Here is a 14,690-nt window from a genome sequence, read left to right as displayed (position 1 = left end):
GATGCGTGGCCGCACCGCTCGCCCCGACTCGGACGCCCGAGACGACCGACGAGGAACGCGGCGACCTCGACCGGCCGTGGGTCACCATCGTCTGGAACGACCCGGTGAACCTGATGACCTACGTGACCTTCGTGCTGCAGGAGCTCTTCGGCTACGACGAGCCGACGGCGACCTCGCTGATGCTGCAGGTGCACCACGAGGGGAAGGCGATCGTCAGCTCCGGCCCGCGCGAGCGGATGGAGCACGACACCAGCCGGCTGCACGCCTACGGGCTGTGGGCCAGCTACCAGAGGGACTCGTGAAGCCGTTCCGTGCCCGGGGCGGGTGGCTGGTCGCCCGGCTCGACCGGGCCGAGGCCGGCATCGTCGGGCTGCTGCTCGACCAGCTCGAGCAGCTCCTGGCCGCCGATCCGGCCGACAGCAGCGGCGATCCGGTGATGGCCCGGCTGTTCCCCGCCGGGCACCGCACCGACCCCGCGCTGGCCGAGGACTACCGGGGGCTCACCGAGCAGGCGCTGCGCGGCGGCAAGGCCGACGACCTGGCCACCGTGCGCGCCACCCTGCCGGCCGACGGGGGAGAGGTGCGCCTGGACGCCGACCAGGCCGGTGCCTGGCTGCGCACGAGCAACGACCTCCGGCTGGCGCTCGGCACCCGGATCGACATCGGTGAGGACACCGAGCCGCCGGACGAGATCGTGGACGAGGCCGACCACCAGCTCGCCGTCTACTACTGGCTCACCGCGCTGCAGGGGTCGCTCGTGGACGCGCTCGTCGCCGATCGCGCCGGCCGAAGGTGAGCAGCACCAGGGCGGCGAGCAGCAGGTCGAGCACGAAGAGCACGTAGACCATGCGGTGCAGCTCGACGTCGGCGAGCATCGCGCCGATCGTGGACACCAGGACCAGGGCCGAGGCGGCGAGCAGCAGCAGCAGGAGCACGGCGCGCACGACGACGATCACCACCACGGGAGCCCGGTCGCCCGGATGGACCGCGCTGTAGCCACGGTGCCGGAACAGCCCCCGTAGCCCCAGGAGGAGTGCCGGAAGGGCCAGCAGCACGACGCCGGCGGTCAGGAGCGACGGGACCCACACGACGCCGACCGTATCGGTCCGGGAGCGTCTCCCGACGGCCGCCCGTCCGTGCGACCGGGGGCGATGGGGGAGCGGCGCGGCGGGCCCGCCTAGACTGGCCCCGTGCTGCGCATCGACCGCGCGACCTACGACGCCATCGTGGCCCACGCCCGGAAGGACCATCCGGACGAGGCCTGCGGTGTCGTCGCCGGCCCGGAGGGGACCGAGCGCCCCGAGCGCTTCGTGCCCATGCTCAACGCCGCACGGTCGCCGACGTTCTACGAGTTCGACAGCGCCGACCTGCTCGCGCTGTACCGCGACCTGGACGACCGCGACGAGTGGCCGGTCGTCGTCTACCACTCGCACACCGCCACCGAGGCCTACCCCTCGCGCACCGACATCGGGTACGCCTCCGGTCCCGCCGCCGATCCGCGCACCCACTACGTGCTGGTGTCGACGCGCCACCACGGGCCGCAGACCGGCCTGGCCGGTGACGAGGTCGAGTTCCGCAGCTACCGCATCGTCGACGGGGAGGTGTCGGAGGAGGAGGTCGAGATCGTCGAGTCCTACCTGTTCGGGCACTCGCCGACGACCGTCGTCTACGACTGAAGAAACACCCCGTCCGCCCCACGCCTCGCACGCTCGGCGCGGGCCCCTGGACGGGGCGGCCACGGCCGTGCGGAATCCCGCGCGGCGGCCGGGCGTTGACCCGCCAGACGCACGACCGCTGCCCTGCGCAGCGCCCCCACGCATCGACGTCCCCGAGGAGAAGCACGCCATGGCCATCGAGGTCCGTATCCCGACCATCCTGCGCACCCACACCGGCGGCAACAAGACCGTCGAGGGCAGCGGGGACACCCTCGGCGCGCTGATCGACGACCTGGACAGCAAGCACTCGGGCCTGAAGAACCGCCTCGTCACCGAGGAGGGCAAGCTGCACCGCTTCGTCAACGTCTACGTCAACGACGAGGACGTGCGCTTCACCGGCGCCCTGGACACCCAGGTGAAGGACGGCGACTCGGTGACGATCCTCCCGGCGGTCGCGGGCGGCTGCTGAGCGGTCCCCGCTCCGCCCCCACCCGTCTCCCTGGAAGAGCATCCCGATGGCCCGCTTCGCCTCCCTCGTCGACTCCCTCGGCGGCACCCCGCTGGTGGGGCTGCCGAACCTCTCGCCGACGCCCGACGTCCGGTTGTGGGCCAAGCTCGAGGACCACAACCCCACCGGTTCCATCAAGGACCGCGCGGCGATCAAGATGATCGAGGCGGCCGAGAAGGACGGGCTGCTGAAGCCCGGTTCGACCATCCTGGAGCCCACGAGTGGCAACACCGGGATCTCGCTGGCCATGGTGGCCCGGCAGCGCGGCTACAAGCTGATCTGCGTGATGCCGGAGAACACCTCGGTGGAGCGCCGGCAGCTGCTGGAGATGTACGGGGCGCAGATCATCTCCTCGCCCGCGGCCGGTGGCTCGAACCAGGCCGTCGCCGTCGCCAAGGAGCTGGCCGCCCAGCACGACGACTGGGTGATGCTCTACCAGTACGGCAACCCCGCGAACGCACACGCGCACTACGAGGGCACCGCCCCGGAGATCCTGGCCGACCTGCCGTCGATCACCCACTTCGTCGCCGGCCTGGGGACGACCGGCACGCTCATGGGCTGCTCCCGGTACTTCCGCGAGCACAAGCCCGGGGTGCAGGTGATCGCCGCCGAGCCCCGCTACGGCGAGCTGGTCTACGGCCTGCGCAACATCGACGAGGGCTTCATCCCCGAGCTCTACGACGCCTCGCTGCTGGACTCACGGTTCTCCGTGGGCCCCGATGACGCGATCCACCGCACCCGCCAGCTGGTGGAGCGCGAGGGCATCTTCGCCGGGATCTCGACCGGCGCGATCCTGCACGCGGCGCTGGGCATCGCCGACAAGGAGGTCGCGGCGGGCCGCCGGGCCGACATCGTGTTCGTCGTCTGCGACGGCGGCTGGAAGTACCTCTCCACCGGCGCCTACGCCGGCACGCTCGAGGAGGCGGCCTCCGCGCTGGAGGGCCAGCTCTGGGCCTGAGGCGGTCCCGCTCGGCCCGCTGGTCGCTGACGGGTGGCCGTTCCCGCGCGTGACCTCGGTCGGTGGTGTCTGGCAGGGTGCGGCGCGTGCTGCTCCAGGCCTGCCTCAACGGGTCCCGCCGGCCCGGGGAGCACCCTGCGCTGCCGGTGACACCGGCGGCCGTGGCCCGGGACGCCGCGCTCGTCGTGGCGTCCGGCGCCGGCGCCGTCCACGTCCACCCCAAGGACGACGCCGGCGCGGACTCGCTCCGACCGGGCGACGTGGCCGCCGTCGTCGACGCGGTGCGGGCGGCCGCCCCGGGCATCCCCGTGGGGGTCACCACGGGGGCCTGGGCGGCGCCCGACCCCGCCGACCGGATCGCGGCGATCCGCGGCTGGGCGGTGGTGCCGGACTTCGCTTCCCTGAATTGGCACGAGGACGGCGCGGACGGCGTCGCGGCGGCGCTGCTCGACCGTGGCATCGGGGTGGAGGCCGGGCTCTGGCACCTCGCCGGTGCGGCCGCGTGGGCCGCCTCGCCGCACCGCGACCGCTGCCTGCGCGTGCTGTTGGAGCTGCCTGACGGGCTGGACGAGGCGGGCACCGGGACGGCGGCCGGGCGCCTGCTGACGGCCGTCGGCGACCGGGCTCCGGTGCTGCTGCACGGGGAGGGGAGCAGCGCCTGGCCGGCGCTGCGGCTGGCGGCCCGCCGCGGGCTGGACACCCGCATCGGTCTGGAAGACGTGCTCGAGCTGCCCGACGGCTCGCCGGCCCCGGGCAACGCCGAGCTGATCCGCGCTGCGACCACGGTCACCGCCGCCGTCGGGGCGAGCGGCGAGGCGGGCGGCTAGCCTGACCGGCGACATGGGGACGCAGCCAGCAGCCGACGCGCCGATCGGCATCTTCGACTCGGGGGTCGGTGGGCTCACCGTCGCGCGGGCGGTGCTCGACCAGCTGCCGAACGAGGCGGTCCGCTACATCGGGGACACCGCGAACGGGCCCTACGGCCCGCTCCCGATCGCCGAGGTGCGCCGGCACTCCCTGGCGGTCATGGACGAACTCGTCGACAGCGGCGTCAAGATGCTCGTCGTCGCCTGCAACTCCGCCAGCGCCGCCTCGCTGCGGGACGCCCGGGAGCGCTACGACGTCCCGGTGGTCGAGGTGGTCCTCCCCGCGGTGCGCCGGGCGATCGCCGCGACCCGCAACGGCCGGATCGGTGTCATCGGCACCCAGGCCACCGTCACCAGCGGCGCCTACGACGACGCGTTCGCCGCGGCCCCGCACGTGTCGGTCACCTCCGCGGCCTGCCCCAGCTTCGTCGACTTCGTGGAGCGCGGGATCACCAGCGGCCGGCAGCTGCTGGGCCTCGCCCAGTCCTACCTCGACCCGCTCATGGCGGCCGGCGTGGACACCGTCGTCCTGGGCTGCACCCACTACCCGCTGCTCACCGGTGTGCTGTCGGTCGTGCTCGGGGACGGCGTCACGCTGGTCTCCAGCGCCGAGGAGACCGCGAAGGACGTCTACCGGGTGCTCACCCGCACCGATCTGCTGCGCGACCCCGACGCGCCCGCGCCGGAGCACGCCTTCCTGGCCACCGGCGACCCCGAGCCGTTCGCCCGGCTCGGCCGCCGCTTCCTCGGGCCGGAGATCGGGGCCGTGCTCGGCGCCGGACGGGCGGGGGTCGCGTGAAGCTGACCGTCGTGGGGTGCTGCGGCAGCGGCCCCGGTCCCGACTCGCCCGCGTCCTGCTACCTCGTGGAGCACGACGGCTTCCAGCTCGTGCTCGATCTCGGCAACGGCGCGTTCGGTGCGCTGCAACGGGTCGTGGACCCGGGCGCCGTAGACGCGGTCTTCCTGTCGCACCTGCACGCCGACCACTGCCTGGACGTCGCCCCGTTCGTCGTCTGGCACCGCTACTCCGGCCGGTCCCGGGGAGCGCTCGTACCGCTGTACGCGCCGGTGGGTGCCGAGCGCCGGCTGGCGCTGGCCTACGACGGCGACGGCGACGGGTTGACCGACGTCTTCGACTTCGTCCCCGTGGGCCCGGGCGCCCTCCGCATCGGGCCCTTCGAGGTGGAGCTGGCCCGCACGGCCCACCCGGTCGAGACCTACGCCATCCGGCTGACCGCGGGTGGCCGGTCGATGGTCTACACCGGCGACACCGGCCCCAGCGACCGGCTGGTGGAGCTCGCCCGCGGGACCGACGTCCTGCTCGCCGAGGCGGCGCACCCGGACAACGCCCCCGACCAGCCGCCCGGTCTGCACCTCACCGGGCGGCAGGCAGCCCAGCACGCGGCGGCCGCGGGGGTGGGCCGGCTGCTGCTCACCCACGTGCCCGCCTGGGTCGACCACATCGGCCAGCTGTTCGCGGCCAGCTCGGTGTTCTCCGAGACCGAGCTGGTCAGCCCCGGCGCCACCTACGAGATCTGAGGAACCGGCCCTCCTGCCCCACCGCTCGCAGGCTCGCGGCGGGCCCCGCACGAGGGCCGGTTGCCGGATGGCCGCGATCGCGGAACGGTGACCCCATGGACGAGCGGGACGGCGTGCCGCTGAGCAGCCTCGACTCGCCGCTCGGTGACGGGCTGGGGGTCTCGAAGCGCGCGCTGGTCGACCACCTCGACGCCGTCGCCGACCGGCTGGTCCCGCTGCTGGCCGGCCGGCCGCTCTCGGTGGTGCGGGTGCGGCCGGGCCAGGCGCCGTTCATGCAGCGGAACGTGAGCAAGGGCGCCCCCGCGTGGGTGCGCACCGTGCCCGTCTGGGCCGAGTCGGCGCACCGCGAGGTGCACCAGGTGCTCTGCGAGGACCGGCGCACCCTGATGTGGCTGGCCAACCAGCGCGCGGTCGAGTTCCACGTCCCGTTCCTGCGGGCCGGGTCGCGCGAGCCCACCGGCCTCGTGCTGGACCTGGACCCGCCCGACGGGGTGGAGTTCTCCACCGTCGTGGCGGTCGCCCGGCTGGCCCGGCGGGCGCTCAAGGAGGCCGGCCTGGCCGGCGCGGTGAAGACCAGCGGCGCCACCGGCCTGCACGTCGTGGTGCCCGTGCGCGGCGCTCCGGTCGAGGACGTCGCCGCGGCGACCCGGGCGCTCGCGCAGCGCACGGCGCAGCTGGACCCGGGGATCGCCACGACGGCGTTCCTCAAGGATGAGCGGCAGGGGCGGGTCTTCGTGGACTCCACCCGCTCAGGCACGGGCACGGTCGCCGCCGCCTACAGCCCGCGGGTGCGGCCGGGTCTGCCGGTGTCCGTCCCCGTCGACTGGAACGACCTGGGGTCCGTCCGCCCGGGGGAGCCCACCGTCGCCTCCGGGGCGGCGGGGCTCCCCGACTGGGCGGCCCTGCTGCCCGATCCCCAGCGGCTGCCGGCCGACCTGGTCGCCGAGGGGCACACCATCCCGGTCGCCCGTGTGCAGGCGATGCACGAGGGCAAGCGACGGGCCCGCCTCCGGCGGGAAGCCGGGGACGACGGGTGACGGGCGTCGGGCGGCTCCGGCCCGTGCGGCGGCAGGCTCCGCAACAAGGCGAGGATTTGTTGCAGCAACCGTTGTCGAGCGGTCTTCCGTCGGGCTAGCTTGCAGGGGACGCCATGTGATCGGCGTCATGGTTCTGGGCCTGGAACTCGTTCGCTCCCCATCTGACCGCTGCTCCTCGAGGGTGCCCGTCGGGGTGCCCAGGAGCAGCAGAAGGAGTTCCCTTGCCCGTTCCCACGCCCCTGAGCGCCCGGGCCGGCGGCACCACCGTCGCCCTGGGTGTGGCCCTGGCACTGCTGGCCCCGGCCCTCCCGGCCGGAGCCGCGGACGACGTCCGCGTGCCGATCCGCGACGCCGAGGTCACCGGGCCGCTGCCCAGCGATCTCGGTGGCAGCCCGCTCTCCGACGAGCTGGCGGAGACCTACCCGTTCTTCGCGACGTACCAGGACCTCGCCGGCGTCGGGTACGTCGAGGAGGAGTTCCTCGTCTCCGGCCTCGCCGATGCCTACGCCAGCCCCCGCACCCCGGACATCGCCCCGGGCACGCTGCTGGAGGAGGACGTCCCCTACACCACGCGGATCGTCGTCCGCCGGCCGGCGAACCCCCGGCACTTCAGCGGCACCGCCCTGGTCGAGTGGCAGAACGTCACGGCGGGCTACGACCTCGACGCGCTGTGGAACTTCGAGGACGTGACCCGCGACGGTGACGCCTGGATCGGGGTCTCCGCCCAGCAGGTCGGCGTCGACCAGCTGCGGGAGTGGAGCCCGACCCGGTACGGCTCGCTGGACGTCACGGCGGGGGGTGAGTACGCCCTCGACCAGCTGGCGATGGACATCTACGCGCAGGCGGCAAAGGCGCTCGTCGCCCCGACCGGTGTCGACCCGATGGGTGGCCTGGACATCGAGACGCTGCTCTCCATCGGTGCATCGCAGTCCACCCGGTACCAGAGCGCCTACTACGACCACGTCCTGCCGAAGGTCGAGCCGGTGTTCGACGGTTACGCGATCATCGTCGGGACGGCGCCGAGCCGGGCCGGGGACGAGCCGGTGTTCCAGGTGCAGTCCGAGACCGACGTGACGGCCGCCGCGGCGGCGGCCCGGCGTCCCGACGACGAGGTGTTCCGGCGCTGGGAAGTCGCGGGCGCGGCCCACTCGGGCTGGCAGGGGCAGGAGTACCGCGCCCCGCTCTCCGAGCGCGACCTCGGTGGCGCACCGCAGTACGACTGCGACCTCCCGCCGTTCAGCCGGGTGCCGATGCACCACGTGACGGCGGCCGCCTACGCGCACCTCGCGCGCTGGGCCGAGAAGGGGATCGCGCCTCCGTCGGCGCCGTACCTGGAGTTCGACGACGAGGGCAACAAGGTGCGCAACGAGCTGGGGCTGGCGCAGGGCGGCATCCAGCTCTCCCAGGTGGCGGTGCCCACCGCGCTGAACGCGGGCTACAACAGCGGCGCGAGCTTCTGCCGCCTGTTCGGCACCCACCAGCCGTTCACGCTCGAGCAGCTCACGGCGCTGTACCCGCGCAAGGGTGAGTACATCAACGGCGTGCTGGCGGTCGACCACGCCAACCTGCGGGCCGGCTACATCGAGAAGGCCGACGCGAAGGAGAACTACCAGGAGGCGCTGGTCGTCGAGCGCCAACTGCGGCAGCAGCTGCGGGACGACCGCGGCTGAGCACCTGGCACGTCGGACGGCCGGCCCCTCCGGGGGCCGGCCGTTCGCGTGTCCGGGTCGAGGGCAGGCCGGAGGGCCGGGAGGGGGCGGATCGGCCGCTCCCGGCCCCGGACGCCCGCCGGAGGGAGGCGTGGGCGGATCCCACGCAGGCGGCCGACGGGCCCTGGACCAGGCGGTTCTGAAACACTTGCGGAAAGTGTTGCGCACCTGCAGAGCGTGACGCTACCTTGACGCCACGTCGGCGGTGATGTGTATCACAACCGGGCCCGGTGCGCCGGCGTACGTCCTCCTCGGTCGTCGCGACCGTCGGTCGCGACACTCCTTCCGAAAGGTCCACCGTGCCCATTCCACGCCTGTTGGCGCGCGCCTCCGCGGCGCTCGCCCTCACGCTGGCGACGGTCGTCGCCACGTCGGTCCCCGCCTCCGCCGACCCCGCCTGGTGGCGGGGCCCCGCCCCCACCCAGGCCAGCATCACCGCCGAGCGCGGTCCGTTCGCCGTCTCGACGACGTCGGTGTCGGACTGGTCGACCCCGGGCTTCGGCTCGGCGACCATCTACTACCCGACGACGACGTCGGCGGGCACGTTCGGCGGGGTGGCGATCTCGCCCGGGTACACCGCGTCGGAGTCGACGATCGCCTGGCTGGGCCCGCGGATCGCCTCGCAGGGCTTCGTCGTCATCACGTTCAACACCAACTCCCGCTACGACCAGCCGGCCTCCCGCGGTGACCAGTTGCTGGCCGCGCTGGACTACCTCACCGGTTCCAGCGCCGTCCGGTCGCGGGTCGACGCCTCCCGGCTGGCGGTGATGGGGCACTCCATGGGTGGTGGCGGCTCGCTCGAGGCGGCCAAGGACCGGCCCTCGCTGCGCGCGGCGATCCCGCTGACCGGCTGGAACGTCGACAAGACCTGGCCCGAGGTCCGCACGCCCACCCTGGTCATCGGCGCGGAGAACGACAGCGTCGCGCCCGTCAGCAACCACTCGATCCCGTTCTACAACAGCCTGACCAATGCCTCCGAGCGGGCCTACCTGGAGCTGAACAACGCGAGCCACTTCGCGCCGAACAGCCCCAACGCCGACATCGCGTCCAGCTCGATCGCCTGGCTGAAGCGGTACGTCGACGCCGACACCCGGTACACCCAGTTCCTGTGCCCCGGCCCGACGGTGTCGATCTTCGGCAGCATCTCGGACTACCGGTCCACCTGCCCGATGTGAGCACCCCCTAGGCCGGCGGGGCGGGTTCCGACGACGTCGGGGCCCGCCCCTCCTGGCCTAGGCTCACTGCTGTGAGCGGCGTCCCCGAGGAGATCGTGCGCCACGCGGCGCGGACGCTCATGAGCGGCCGCCGGCTGGACACCGGCGCCCTCGCCGTGGAGCTGGGCATCTCCCGCGCGACGCTGTTCCGCCGGGCCGGCAACCGGGACGCGATCCTCGGTGAGGCCCTGGCCTTCCTCGGCCTGCGGACCCTGCGGGCCATCGAGCGCGAGCACGACGCCCGCCCGGCTCCCTCCGGGGCGCCCACCCGGCTGCGCTCGCTGGCCGTCAGCGAGGACTTCCGCTACGCCCTCAGCACCGCCCTCCCGATCCGCCGCCTCCTCGACGAGGAGCCGGCGACGGCGATCCGGGTGCTCACCGATCCGCAGGGCCGGGTCCAGCCGCGGGTGGTCGAGACCTACACCGAGCTGTTCCAGCACGACGTCGACGAGCACGGGCTCGAGCCGCAGATCGCCGTTCCGCTGCTCGCGCTCGCCGTGGTCCGGCTCGGGGAGTCCTTCCTCTACTCCGACGTGCTGGCCACGCGCGCGCCCGACCTCAAGGCGGCGACGACGGTGCTCGACGCGCTGATCACCAGCGTCTTCGGCCTCGACGACCGCTGAGCGGCGGTCGTCCCCAGGCGCGCCGCCCGTCCACAGCCCGAGTCGGCTGCGCCCTGGTTGTCGGTGGTGAGCCGCACTCTCTGTCGCATGACGACCGATCCGCAGACGCTGGCCTGGCTCGACCAGGAGGACAGCCGGATGGCGCAGACGATCCGGGCCCACCGCGTCGCCGTGCAGTACGTCATGCGCGGCGAGGAGTCCGACGAACCGCCGTTCGGCTACACCGTCGGCCTGTTCGGGGTGGGCCATCCCGAGCTCGTCGTCGTGGGGGTGGGCCACGAGACCGCCTGCGCCATGCTGAACACCGTGGCCGGCCTGGTCCTCGCCGGGCGGGACCTGGTGCCGGGCGAGCTCCTCGTCCTCGACCGGGAGCGCCGGCTCGCCGTCGAGACGCTGCCCAACCCGGCCGACGTGCTGTTCTCGGCCAACCGTTTCTACCAGCGGCCGGACGAGTTCTCGGTGCCCGCCCACCAGCTCACCTGGGCCCACGAGGGGGGCGTCTTCCCCTGGGATCCCGGCTATCCCTGCCCGCCCGAGTGCCAGCCCCGGCCGGGGACGTGGCGCGCGTAGAGCGACGTCCCGGGCACGGCCGCCCCGCAGGGCCCCGCCGCCGGCCTGCGAGTGGCGGGTTGGTCGTCGTTCAGTCGAGGCCGAGGTCGCGGCGCAGCTTGGCGACGTGCCCGGTGGCCTTGACGTTGTAGGACGCGCGCTCGATCCGGCCCTCGGCGTCGATCACGAACGTCGAGCGGATCACGCCGACGACCTCCTTGCCGTACAGCTTCTTGGTGCCGTAGGCGCCGTAGGCCTGCATCACCTGCTTGTCCGGGTCGGACACCAGCGTGATGTCCAGATCCTCCTTCTCGCGGAAGCGGGCGAGCTTCTCCACCGGGTCGGGCGAGATCCCGATGATCTCGAGCCCGGCCTCGGCGAGGTCGCCGGCGGCGGCGGTGAAGTCGACGGCCTGGGTGGTGCAGCCGGGGGTCAGCGCCGCCGGGTAGCAGTACACGATCACGCGCCGGCCGCGGTAGGAGGAGAGCGACACCGGGTTCCCGTCGGCGTCGGGCAACGTGAAGTCCGGCGCCGGGTCGCCGGGGGTGAGGCGGACGGGGGCGGCGTCGGTCTCGCTCATGCCGCGCATCCTGCCGTGTCCCGGGGGCGGCCCTGCAAGGGGGCGGCGGGGCTCACCCGGGCAGGAAGGAGAAGCGCACCTGCCGCTGGGGGTTGTCGGTGTTGGTGTCCACCAGGCAGATCCGCTGCCAGGTGCCCAGCATCAACCGCCCCTCGAGGACCGGCACGCTGGCGTGCGGCGGGACGAACGCCGGCAGCACGTGGTCGCGCCCGTGCCCCGGGCTGCCGTGCCGGTGGCGCCAGCGGTCGTCGCGGGGGAGCAACTCCTCCAGCTGGGCCAGCAGGTCGTCGTCACTGCCCGAGCCGGTCTCCAGGATCGCCAGGCCGGCGGTGGCGTGCGGGACGAAGACGTGCAGCAGGCCGTCGCCCTCGGACCGCACGAAGTCGGCGCACTCGTCGGTGAGGTCGACGACGACGGGGGCGCCCCCGGTCCGGACGGCACGCAACTCCGATCTCATGGCGACGATCCTGCCCGGTCCGCCGGCCCGGTGTGCGGTGGACGGGTACCGCGGGTCCCCGGGGCGGCGTCGGATCCGTCGCCGCGGGGATCCGCCGACAGGAGCGACCGCAGCCGGGCGACCTCCTCGGTGAGCGCCTGCAGGTCGCGTCGCGTCACCGCTTCGGACTCCTCGCCCACCTGCTGCACGCGCTCGACCAGCCAGGAGGCGAACGTCGCGGTGATCACCCCGAGCAGGGCGATACCGGTGAGCATGAGACCGGCGGCGACCACCCGCCCCTCGGCGGTCACGGGGTAGCGGTCGCCGTACCCGACAGTGGTCACGGTCGCGAAGGCCCACCACAGCGCCTCGCCGAAGCCGTCGATGTTCGCCTCCGGGTGGTTCCGCTCGGCGTCGAGCACGGCCAGGGCGGCGACGAACATGAGCAGGGCCGTGGCGCCCACGACGAACACCGCGACGCGGCCGCGCAGCGAGTGCCCGGCGTGCCGGTTCAGCGCGTGGAGCAGGGTGACCAGGCGGAGCAACCGCAGCGGCCGCAGCAGGGGGAGGACGATGACGGCGAGGTCGAACAGGTGGGTCCGGACGAACCGCCGGCGGTGCTCCGACAGGGCGAGGCGGATCCCGTAGTCGACGGCGAACCACAGCCAGCTCAGCCAGGTGACCCAGCGGCAGACGGTGGGCCACGGCGGCGCGAGGTCGGGTTCGAGGACCGGCCAGGCGTAGGCGGCCAGGAACAGCAGCGCGGCCGCGGTGAGGATCCAGTCGGTGGAGCGCTCCCAGCGCTCCCGCCGCGGATCGGTCGGGGAGGTCGCCGCCATGTCCGCCGACGCTAACGGGACACCGCTCCGGGCATGCGCCGTGGTGGTCCTGCACGGGGCACTACTGTCGGTGGCCGTGACCCGCCCCGACGGCCGTACGGCCGAGCAGCTCCGCCCGGTGACGATCACCCGCAACTGGCTGGATCACGCCGAGGGCTCGGTCCTCGTCGAGTTCGGCCGCACCCGCGTCCTCTGCGCGGCCAGCGTCACCGAGGGTGTTCCGCGGTGGCGCAAGGGCTCGGGACTGGGGTGGGTGACCGCCGAGTACTCGATGCTGCCGCGCGCCACGCACACCCGCAGCGACCGCGAGTCGGTGAAGGGGAAGATCGGTGGCCGCACCCACGAGATCAGCCGGCTGATCGGCCGTTCGCTGCGCGCCGCCGTCGACCTCGGCGCGCTGGGGGAGAACAGCATCGCCATCGACTGCGACGTCCTGCAGGCCGACGGCGGCACCCGCACCGCGGCCATCACCGGCGCCTACGTCGCGCTGGCCGACGCCGTCTCCTGGCTCGGCGCGCGGAAGCGGCTGGCCCGGCCGACGGCGATCGTCCAGTCGGTCGCCGCGGTCAGCGTCGGGATCATCGACGGCGAGCCCCGGCTGGACCTCGCCTACGAGGAGGACGTGCGGGCCGGTACCGACATGAACGTGGTCTGCACCGGCGACGGCGGGTTCGTCGAGGTGCAGGGGACGGCGGAGGGCGCGGTCTTCGACCGTGCGGCGCTGGACGCGCTGCTCGACCTGGCGGTCGCCGGCTGCGCCGAGCTCACCCGCCTGCAGGCCACGGCGCTGTCACTGGAGCCGGTGGTCCGATGAGCACCCGGCTGCTGCTGGCCACCCGCAACGCCGGCAAGCTCGCCGAGCTGCAGCGGCTGCTCGCGAGCGCGGTGCCCGGCATCGAGGTGGTCGGGCTGCGCGACGTCCAGGAGTACCCCGAAGCACCCGAGACCGGGGCGACCTTCGCCGAGAACGCCCTGCTCAAGGCGCGCGAGGCGGTCCGCTACACCGGTCTGCCGGCGGTGGCCGACGACTCCGGGCTCGCGGTGGACGCGCTGAACGGCATGCCCGGCGTGCTGTCGGCGCGCTGGTCGGGCCGGCACGGCGACGACGACGCCAACACCGCGCTGCTGCTCGGGCAGCTCGCCGACGTGCCGGACGAGCGGCGGGGAGCGGCGTTCGTCTGCGCGGCGGCGCTGGTCACCCCCGACGGCGCCGAGCGGGTGCTGGAGCGGGAGTGGCGCGGGCGGGTGATCCGCGAGAAGCGGGGGAGCAACGGCTTCGGCTACGACCCGGTGTTCGTCCCGGAAGGCCTGGAACTCACCTCGGCCGAGCTGGAGCCCGCCGAGAAGGACGCCCGCAGCCACCGGGGGCAGGCGTTCGTGGCGCTCGTGCCCGTGCTGACCGAGGTGCTCGCCGGGCGCTGAGCCCCCGTCGGGTCAGTCCCGGCGCAGCGCGAAGCCGAGCCAGGCGAGTGAGTCCTCCTCCTCGGGCTCGGCGTGCCGGCCCGGGCGGAGCAGCTGCTCCTCGTCGGCCACCCGCGCCGGGGCCTCGAACTCCGGGGCGCGGTGCCGGCCACGGGCAGGTGCGGCGGCGGGGGAGTGGACGACGGCGGCGCGCACCATGGCGGCCGGCAGCCAGGTCGTGGTCGGGGTGGCGCCGGAGGTCATGCCCTCCCATCGGCCGGTGCCCCGCCGGGCGAGAGGGGCACCGGGGCGACGCCACCCGGCTGGGTGAACGGCCCGACCGGGTTCTGTGACGGGGTGCACTCCCGCCGCCTCAGTAGCCTCCGGGGCATGGAGCTCGTCCGTCTTCTCCTCGTCGTCGTCCACATCCTCGGCCTCTCCCTGATCATCGGGCCGTTCCTGTTCCAGGTGAGCCGCAAGGCCGGGTTCGACACGACGCTGATGACGATCGGTGCGCTCACCCAGCTGGTGAGCGGCCTGGCGCTGGTCGGCATCCGCGAGGCCGACGACCTCCCCGTCGACCACGCCAAGATCGGTGTCAAGCTCGTCGTCACGGTGCTGGCCGTGGTCACGGTGTTCCTGGCCGCGCGCAAGCAGCAGGCCGCCGACGCCGGCCGGGCCGCTCCGAAGTCGCCGCTGCCGTTCTTCCACTCCACCGGGGCGCTGGCGATCCTGAACGTCTTCATCGCCGTCCTCTGGACCTGACCGGAGCGGAA

21 protein-coding genes are annotated in these 14,690 nt (G+C 73.7%); 16 read left to right on the top strand and 5 right to left on the bottom strand.

Going from position 1 to position 14,690, the window contains the following annotated elements:
• The first annotated feature begins 5 nt into the window (after positions 1-5).
• Both clpS and ACI8AG_RS08895 read left to right on the top strand, forming a co-directional pair.
• The gene (gene clpS / locus ACI8AG_RS08900; protein WP_456587473.1) at positions 6-302 is read left to right on the top strand and encodes an ATP-dependent Clp protease adapter ClpS; all 297 of its coding nucleotides are present in this window, start codon (positions 6-8) and stop codon (positions 300-302) included.
• Complete coding sequence (locus ACI8AG_RS08895) at positions 299-796, top strand: DUF2017 family protein (RefSeq protein WP_456596750.1); 498 nt, start codon at positions 299-301, stop codon at positions 794-796. Before clpS ends, ACI8AG_RS08895 begins: the two co-directional genes overlap by 4 nt.
• On the opposite strand, the gene ACI8AG_RS08890 is transcribed toward ACI8AG_RS08895, so the two are convergent.
• Positions 735-1,088 carry a hypothetical protein gene (locus ACI8AG_RS08890; protein ID WP_456587475.1) on the bottom strand — a complete coding sequence of 118 codons (354 nt, stop codon included), beginning with the start codon at positions 1,086-1,088 and terminating at the stop codon, positions 735-737. The genes ACI8AG_RS08895 and ACI8AG_RS08890 overlap by 62 nt on opposite strands.
• Positions 1,089-1,190: 102 nt before the next feature.
• Here ACI8AG_RS08890 and ACI8AG_RS08885 point away from each other — a divergent pair, with 102 nt between their 5' ends.
• The 11 genes from ACI8AG_RS08885 to ACI8AG_RS08835 all read left to right on the top strand — a co-directional run bounded on the left by ACI8AG_RS08885 (position 1,191) and on the right by ACI8AG_RS08835 (position 10,679).
• A complete protein-coding gene (locus ACI8AG_RS08885) occupies positions 1,191-1,676 on the top strand; it encodes a Mov34/MPN/PAD-1 family protein (protein ID WP_456587476.1) in 486 nt (161 codons plus the stop codon).
• Positions 1,677-1,845: 169 nt separating this feature from the next.
• Positions 1,846-2,124, top strand: a complete 279-nt coding sequence (locus ACI8AG_RS08880) for a MoaD/ThiS family protein (RefSeq protein ID WP_456587477.1) — start codon at positions 1,846-1,848, stop codon at positions 2,122-2,124.
• Positions 2,125-2,170: 46 nt separating this feature from the next.
• Complete coding sequence (locus tag ACI8AG_RS08875) at positions 2,171-3,121, top strand: PLP-dependent cysteine synthase family protein (protein ID WP_456587478.1); 951 nt, start codon at positions 2,171-2,173, stop codon at positions 3,119-3,121.
• Between the two features lie 86 nt (positions 3,122-3,207).
• On the top strand, positions 3,208-3,948 hold the full coding sequence (locus ACI8AG_RS08870) for a 3-keto-5-aminohexanoate cleavage protein (RefSeq protein WP_456596749.1): 741 nt from the start codon (positions 3,208-3,210) through the stop codon (positions 3,946-3,948).
• 13 nt (positions 3,949-3,961) lie between these two features.
• Entirely contained in the window at positions 3,962-4,786 is an 825-nt protein-coding gene (gene murI, locus ACI8AG_RS08865; protein ID WP_456587480.1) for a glutamate racemase, read from the top strand.
• Positions 4,783-5,526, top strand: coding sequence for an MBL fold metallo-hydrolase (locus ACI8AG_RS08860; protein WP_456596748.1), 744 nt, complete (start codon positions 4,783-4,785; stop codon positions 5,524-5,526). Before murI ends, ACI8AG_RS08860 begins: the two co-directional genes overlap by 4 nt.
• Before the next feature lie 95 nt (positions 5,527-5,621).
• Positions 5,622-6,563, top strand: coding sequence for a DNA polymerase domain-containing protein (locus ACI8AG_RS08855; protein ID WP_456596747.1), 942 nt, complete (start codon positions 5,622-5,624; stop codon positions 6,561-6,563).
• A gap of 221 nt (positions 6,564-6,784) precedes the next feature.
• Positions 6,785-8,233, top strand: a complete 1,449-nt coding sequence (locus tag ACI8AG_RS08850) for an alpha/beta hydrolase domain-containing protein (RefSeq protein ID WP_456596746.1) — start codon at positions 6,785-6,787, stop codon at positions 8,231-8,233.
• A gap of 338 nt (positions 8,234-8,571) precedes the next feature.
• Positions 8,572-9,447, top strand: a complete 876-nt coding sequence (locus ACI8AG_RS08845; RefSeq protein WP_456596745.1) for a poly(ethylene terephthalate) hydrolase family protein — start codon at positions 8,572-8,574, stop codon at positions 9,445-9,447.
• Between the two features lie 71 nt (positions 9,448-9,518).
• Positions 9,519-10,109 (top strand): QsdR family transcriptional regulator, encoded by a 591-nt coding sequence (locus tag ACI8AG_RS08840; RefSeq protein WP_456596744.1) that lies wholly within the window; start codon positions 9,519-9,521, stop codon positions 10,107-10,109.
• An 87-nt stretch (positions 10,110-10,196) separates the two neighbouring features.
• Positions 10,197-10,679, top strand: a complete 483-nt coding sequence (locus tag ACI8AG_RS08835; protein WP_456596743.1) for a DUF4262 domain-containing protein — start codon at positions 10,197-10,199, stop codon at positions 10,677-10,679.
• A gap of 70 nt (positions 10,680-10,749) precedes the next feature.
• Here the strand turns inward: ACI8AG_RS08835 and bcp are convergent, their stop codons facing one another.
• Genes bcp through ACI8AG_RS08820 form a run of 3 tightly spaced genes read right to left on the bottom strand, consistent with a single transcriptional unit; the run spans position 10,750 to position 12,513 of the window.
• Positions 10,750-11,238, bottom strand: coding sequence for a thioredoxin-dependent thiol peroxidase (gene bcp, locus ACI8AG_RS08830; protein ID WP_456587487.1), 489 nt, complete (start codon positions 11,236-11,238; stop codon positions 10,750-10,752).
• Positions 11,239-11,290: 52 nt separating this feature from the next.
• Entirely contained in the window at positions 11,291-11,695 is a 405-nt protein-coding gene (locus ACI8AG_RS08825) for a YjbQ family protein (RefSeq protein WP_456596742.1), read from the bottom strand.
• The gene (locus ACI8AG_RS08820; RefSeq protein WP_456596741.1) at positions 11,692-12,513 is read right to left on the bottom strand and encodes a potassium channel family protein; all 822 of its coding nucleotides are present in this window, start codon (positions 12,511-12,513) and stop codon (positions 11,692-11,694) included. The genes ACI8AG_RS08825 and ACI8AG_RS08820 overlap by 4 nt, the downstream gene beginning before the upstream one ends.
• A gap of 76 nt (positions 12,514-12,589) precedes the next feature.
• Here ACI8AG_RS08820 and rph point away from each other — a divergent pair, with 76 nt between their 5' ends.
• Both rph and rdgB read left to right on the top strand, forming a co-directional pair.
• Complete coding sequence (gene rph, locus ACI8AG_RS08815) at positions 12,590-13,327, top strand: ribonuclease PH (protein ID WP_456587490.1); 738 nt, start codon at positions 12,590-12,592, stop codon at positions 13,325-13,327.
• Entirely contained in the window at positions 13,324-13,935 is a 612-nt protein-coding gene (gene rdgB / locus ACI8AG_RS08810) for an RdgB/HAM1 family non-canonical purine NTP pyrophosphatase (RefSeq protein WP_456596740.1), read from the top strand. Before rph ends, rdgB begins: the two co-directional genes overlap by 4 nt.
• 12 nt (positions 13,936-13,947) lie before the next feature.
• Here the strand turns inward: rdgB and ACI8AG_RS08805 are convergent, their stop codons facing one another.
• The gene (locus tag ACI8AG_RS08805) at positions 13,948-14,178 is read right to left on the bottom strand and encodes a hypothetical protein (protein WP_456596739.1); all 231 of its coding nucleotides are present in this window, start codon (positions 14,176-14,178) and stop codon (positions 13,948-13,950) included.
• Positions 14,179-14,304: 126 nt separating this feature from the next.
• Between ACI8AG_RS08805 and ACI8AG_RS08800 the strand changes: the two genes are divergently transcribed.
• The gene (locus ACI8AG_RS08800; RefSeq protein ID WP_456587493.1) at positions 14,305-14,679 is read left to right on the top strand and encodes a hypothetical protein; all 375 of its coding nucleotides are present in this window, start codon (positions 14,305-14,307) and stop codon (positions 14,677-14,679) included.
• Positions 14,680-14,690: the final 11 nt, after the last annotated feature.

This window comes from Blastococcus sp. SYSU DS0552 (assembly GCF_054050815.1).
This window is presented reverse-complemented; position numbering and strand designations above follow the sequence as displayed.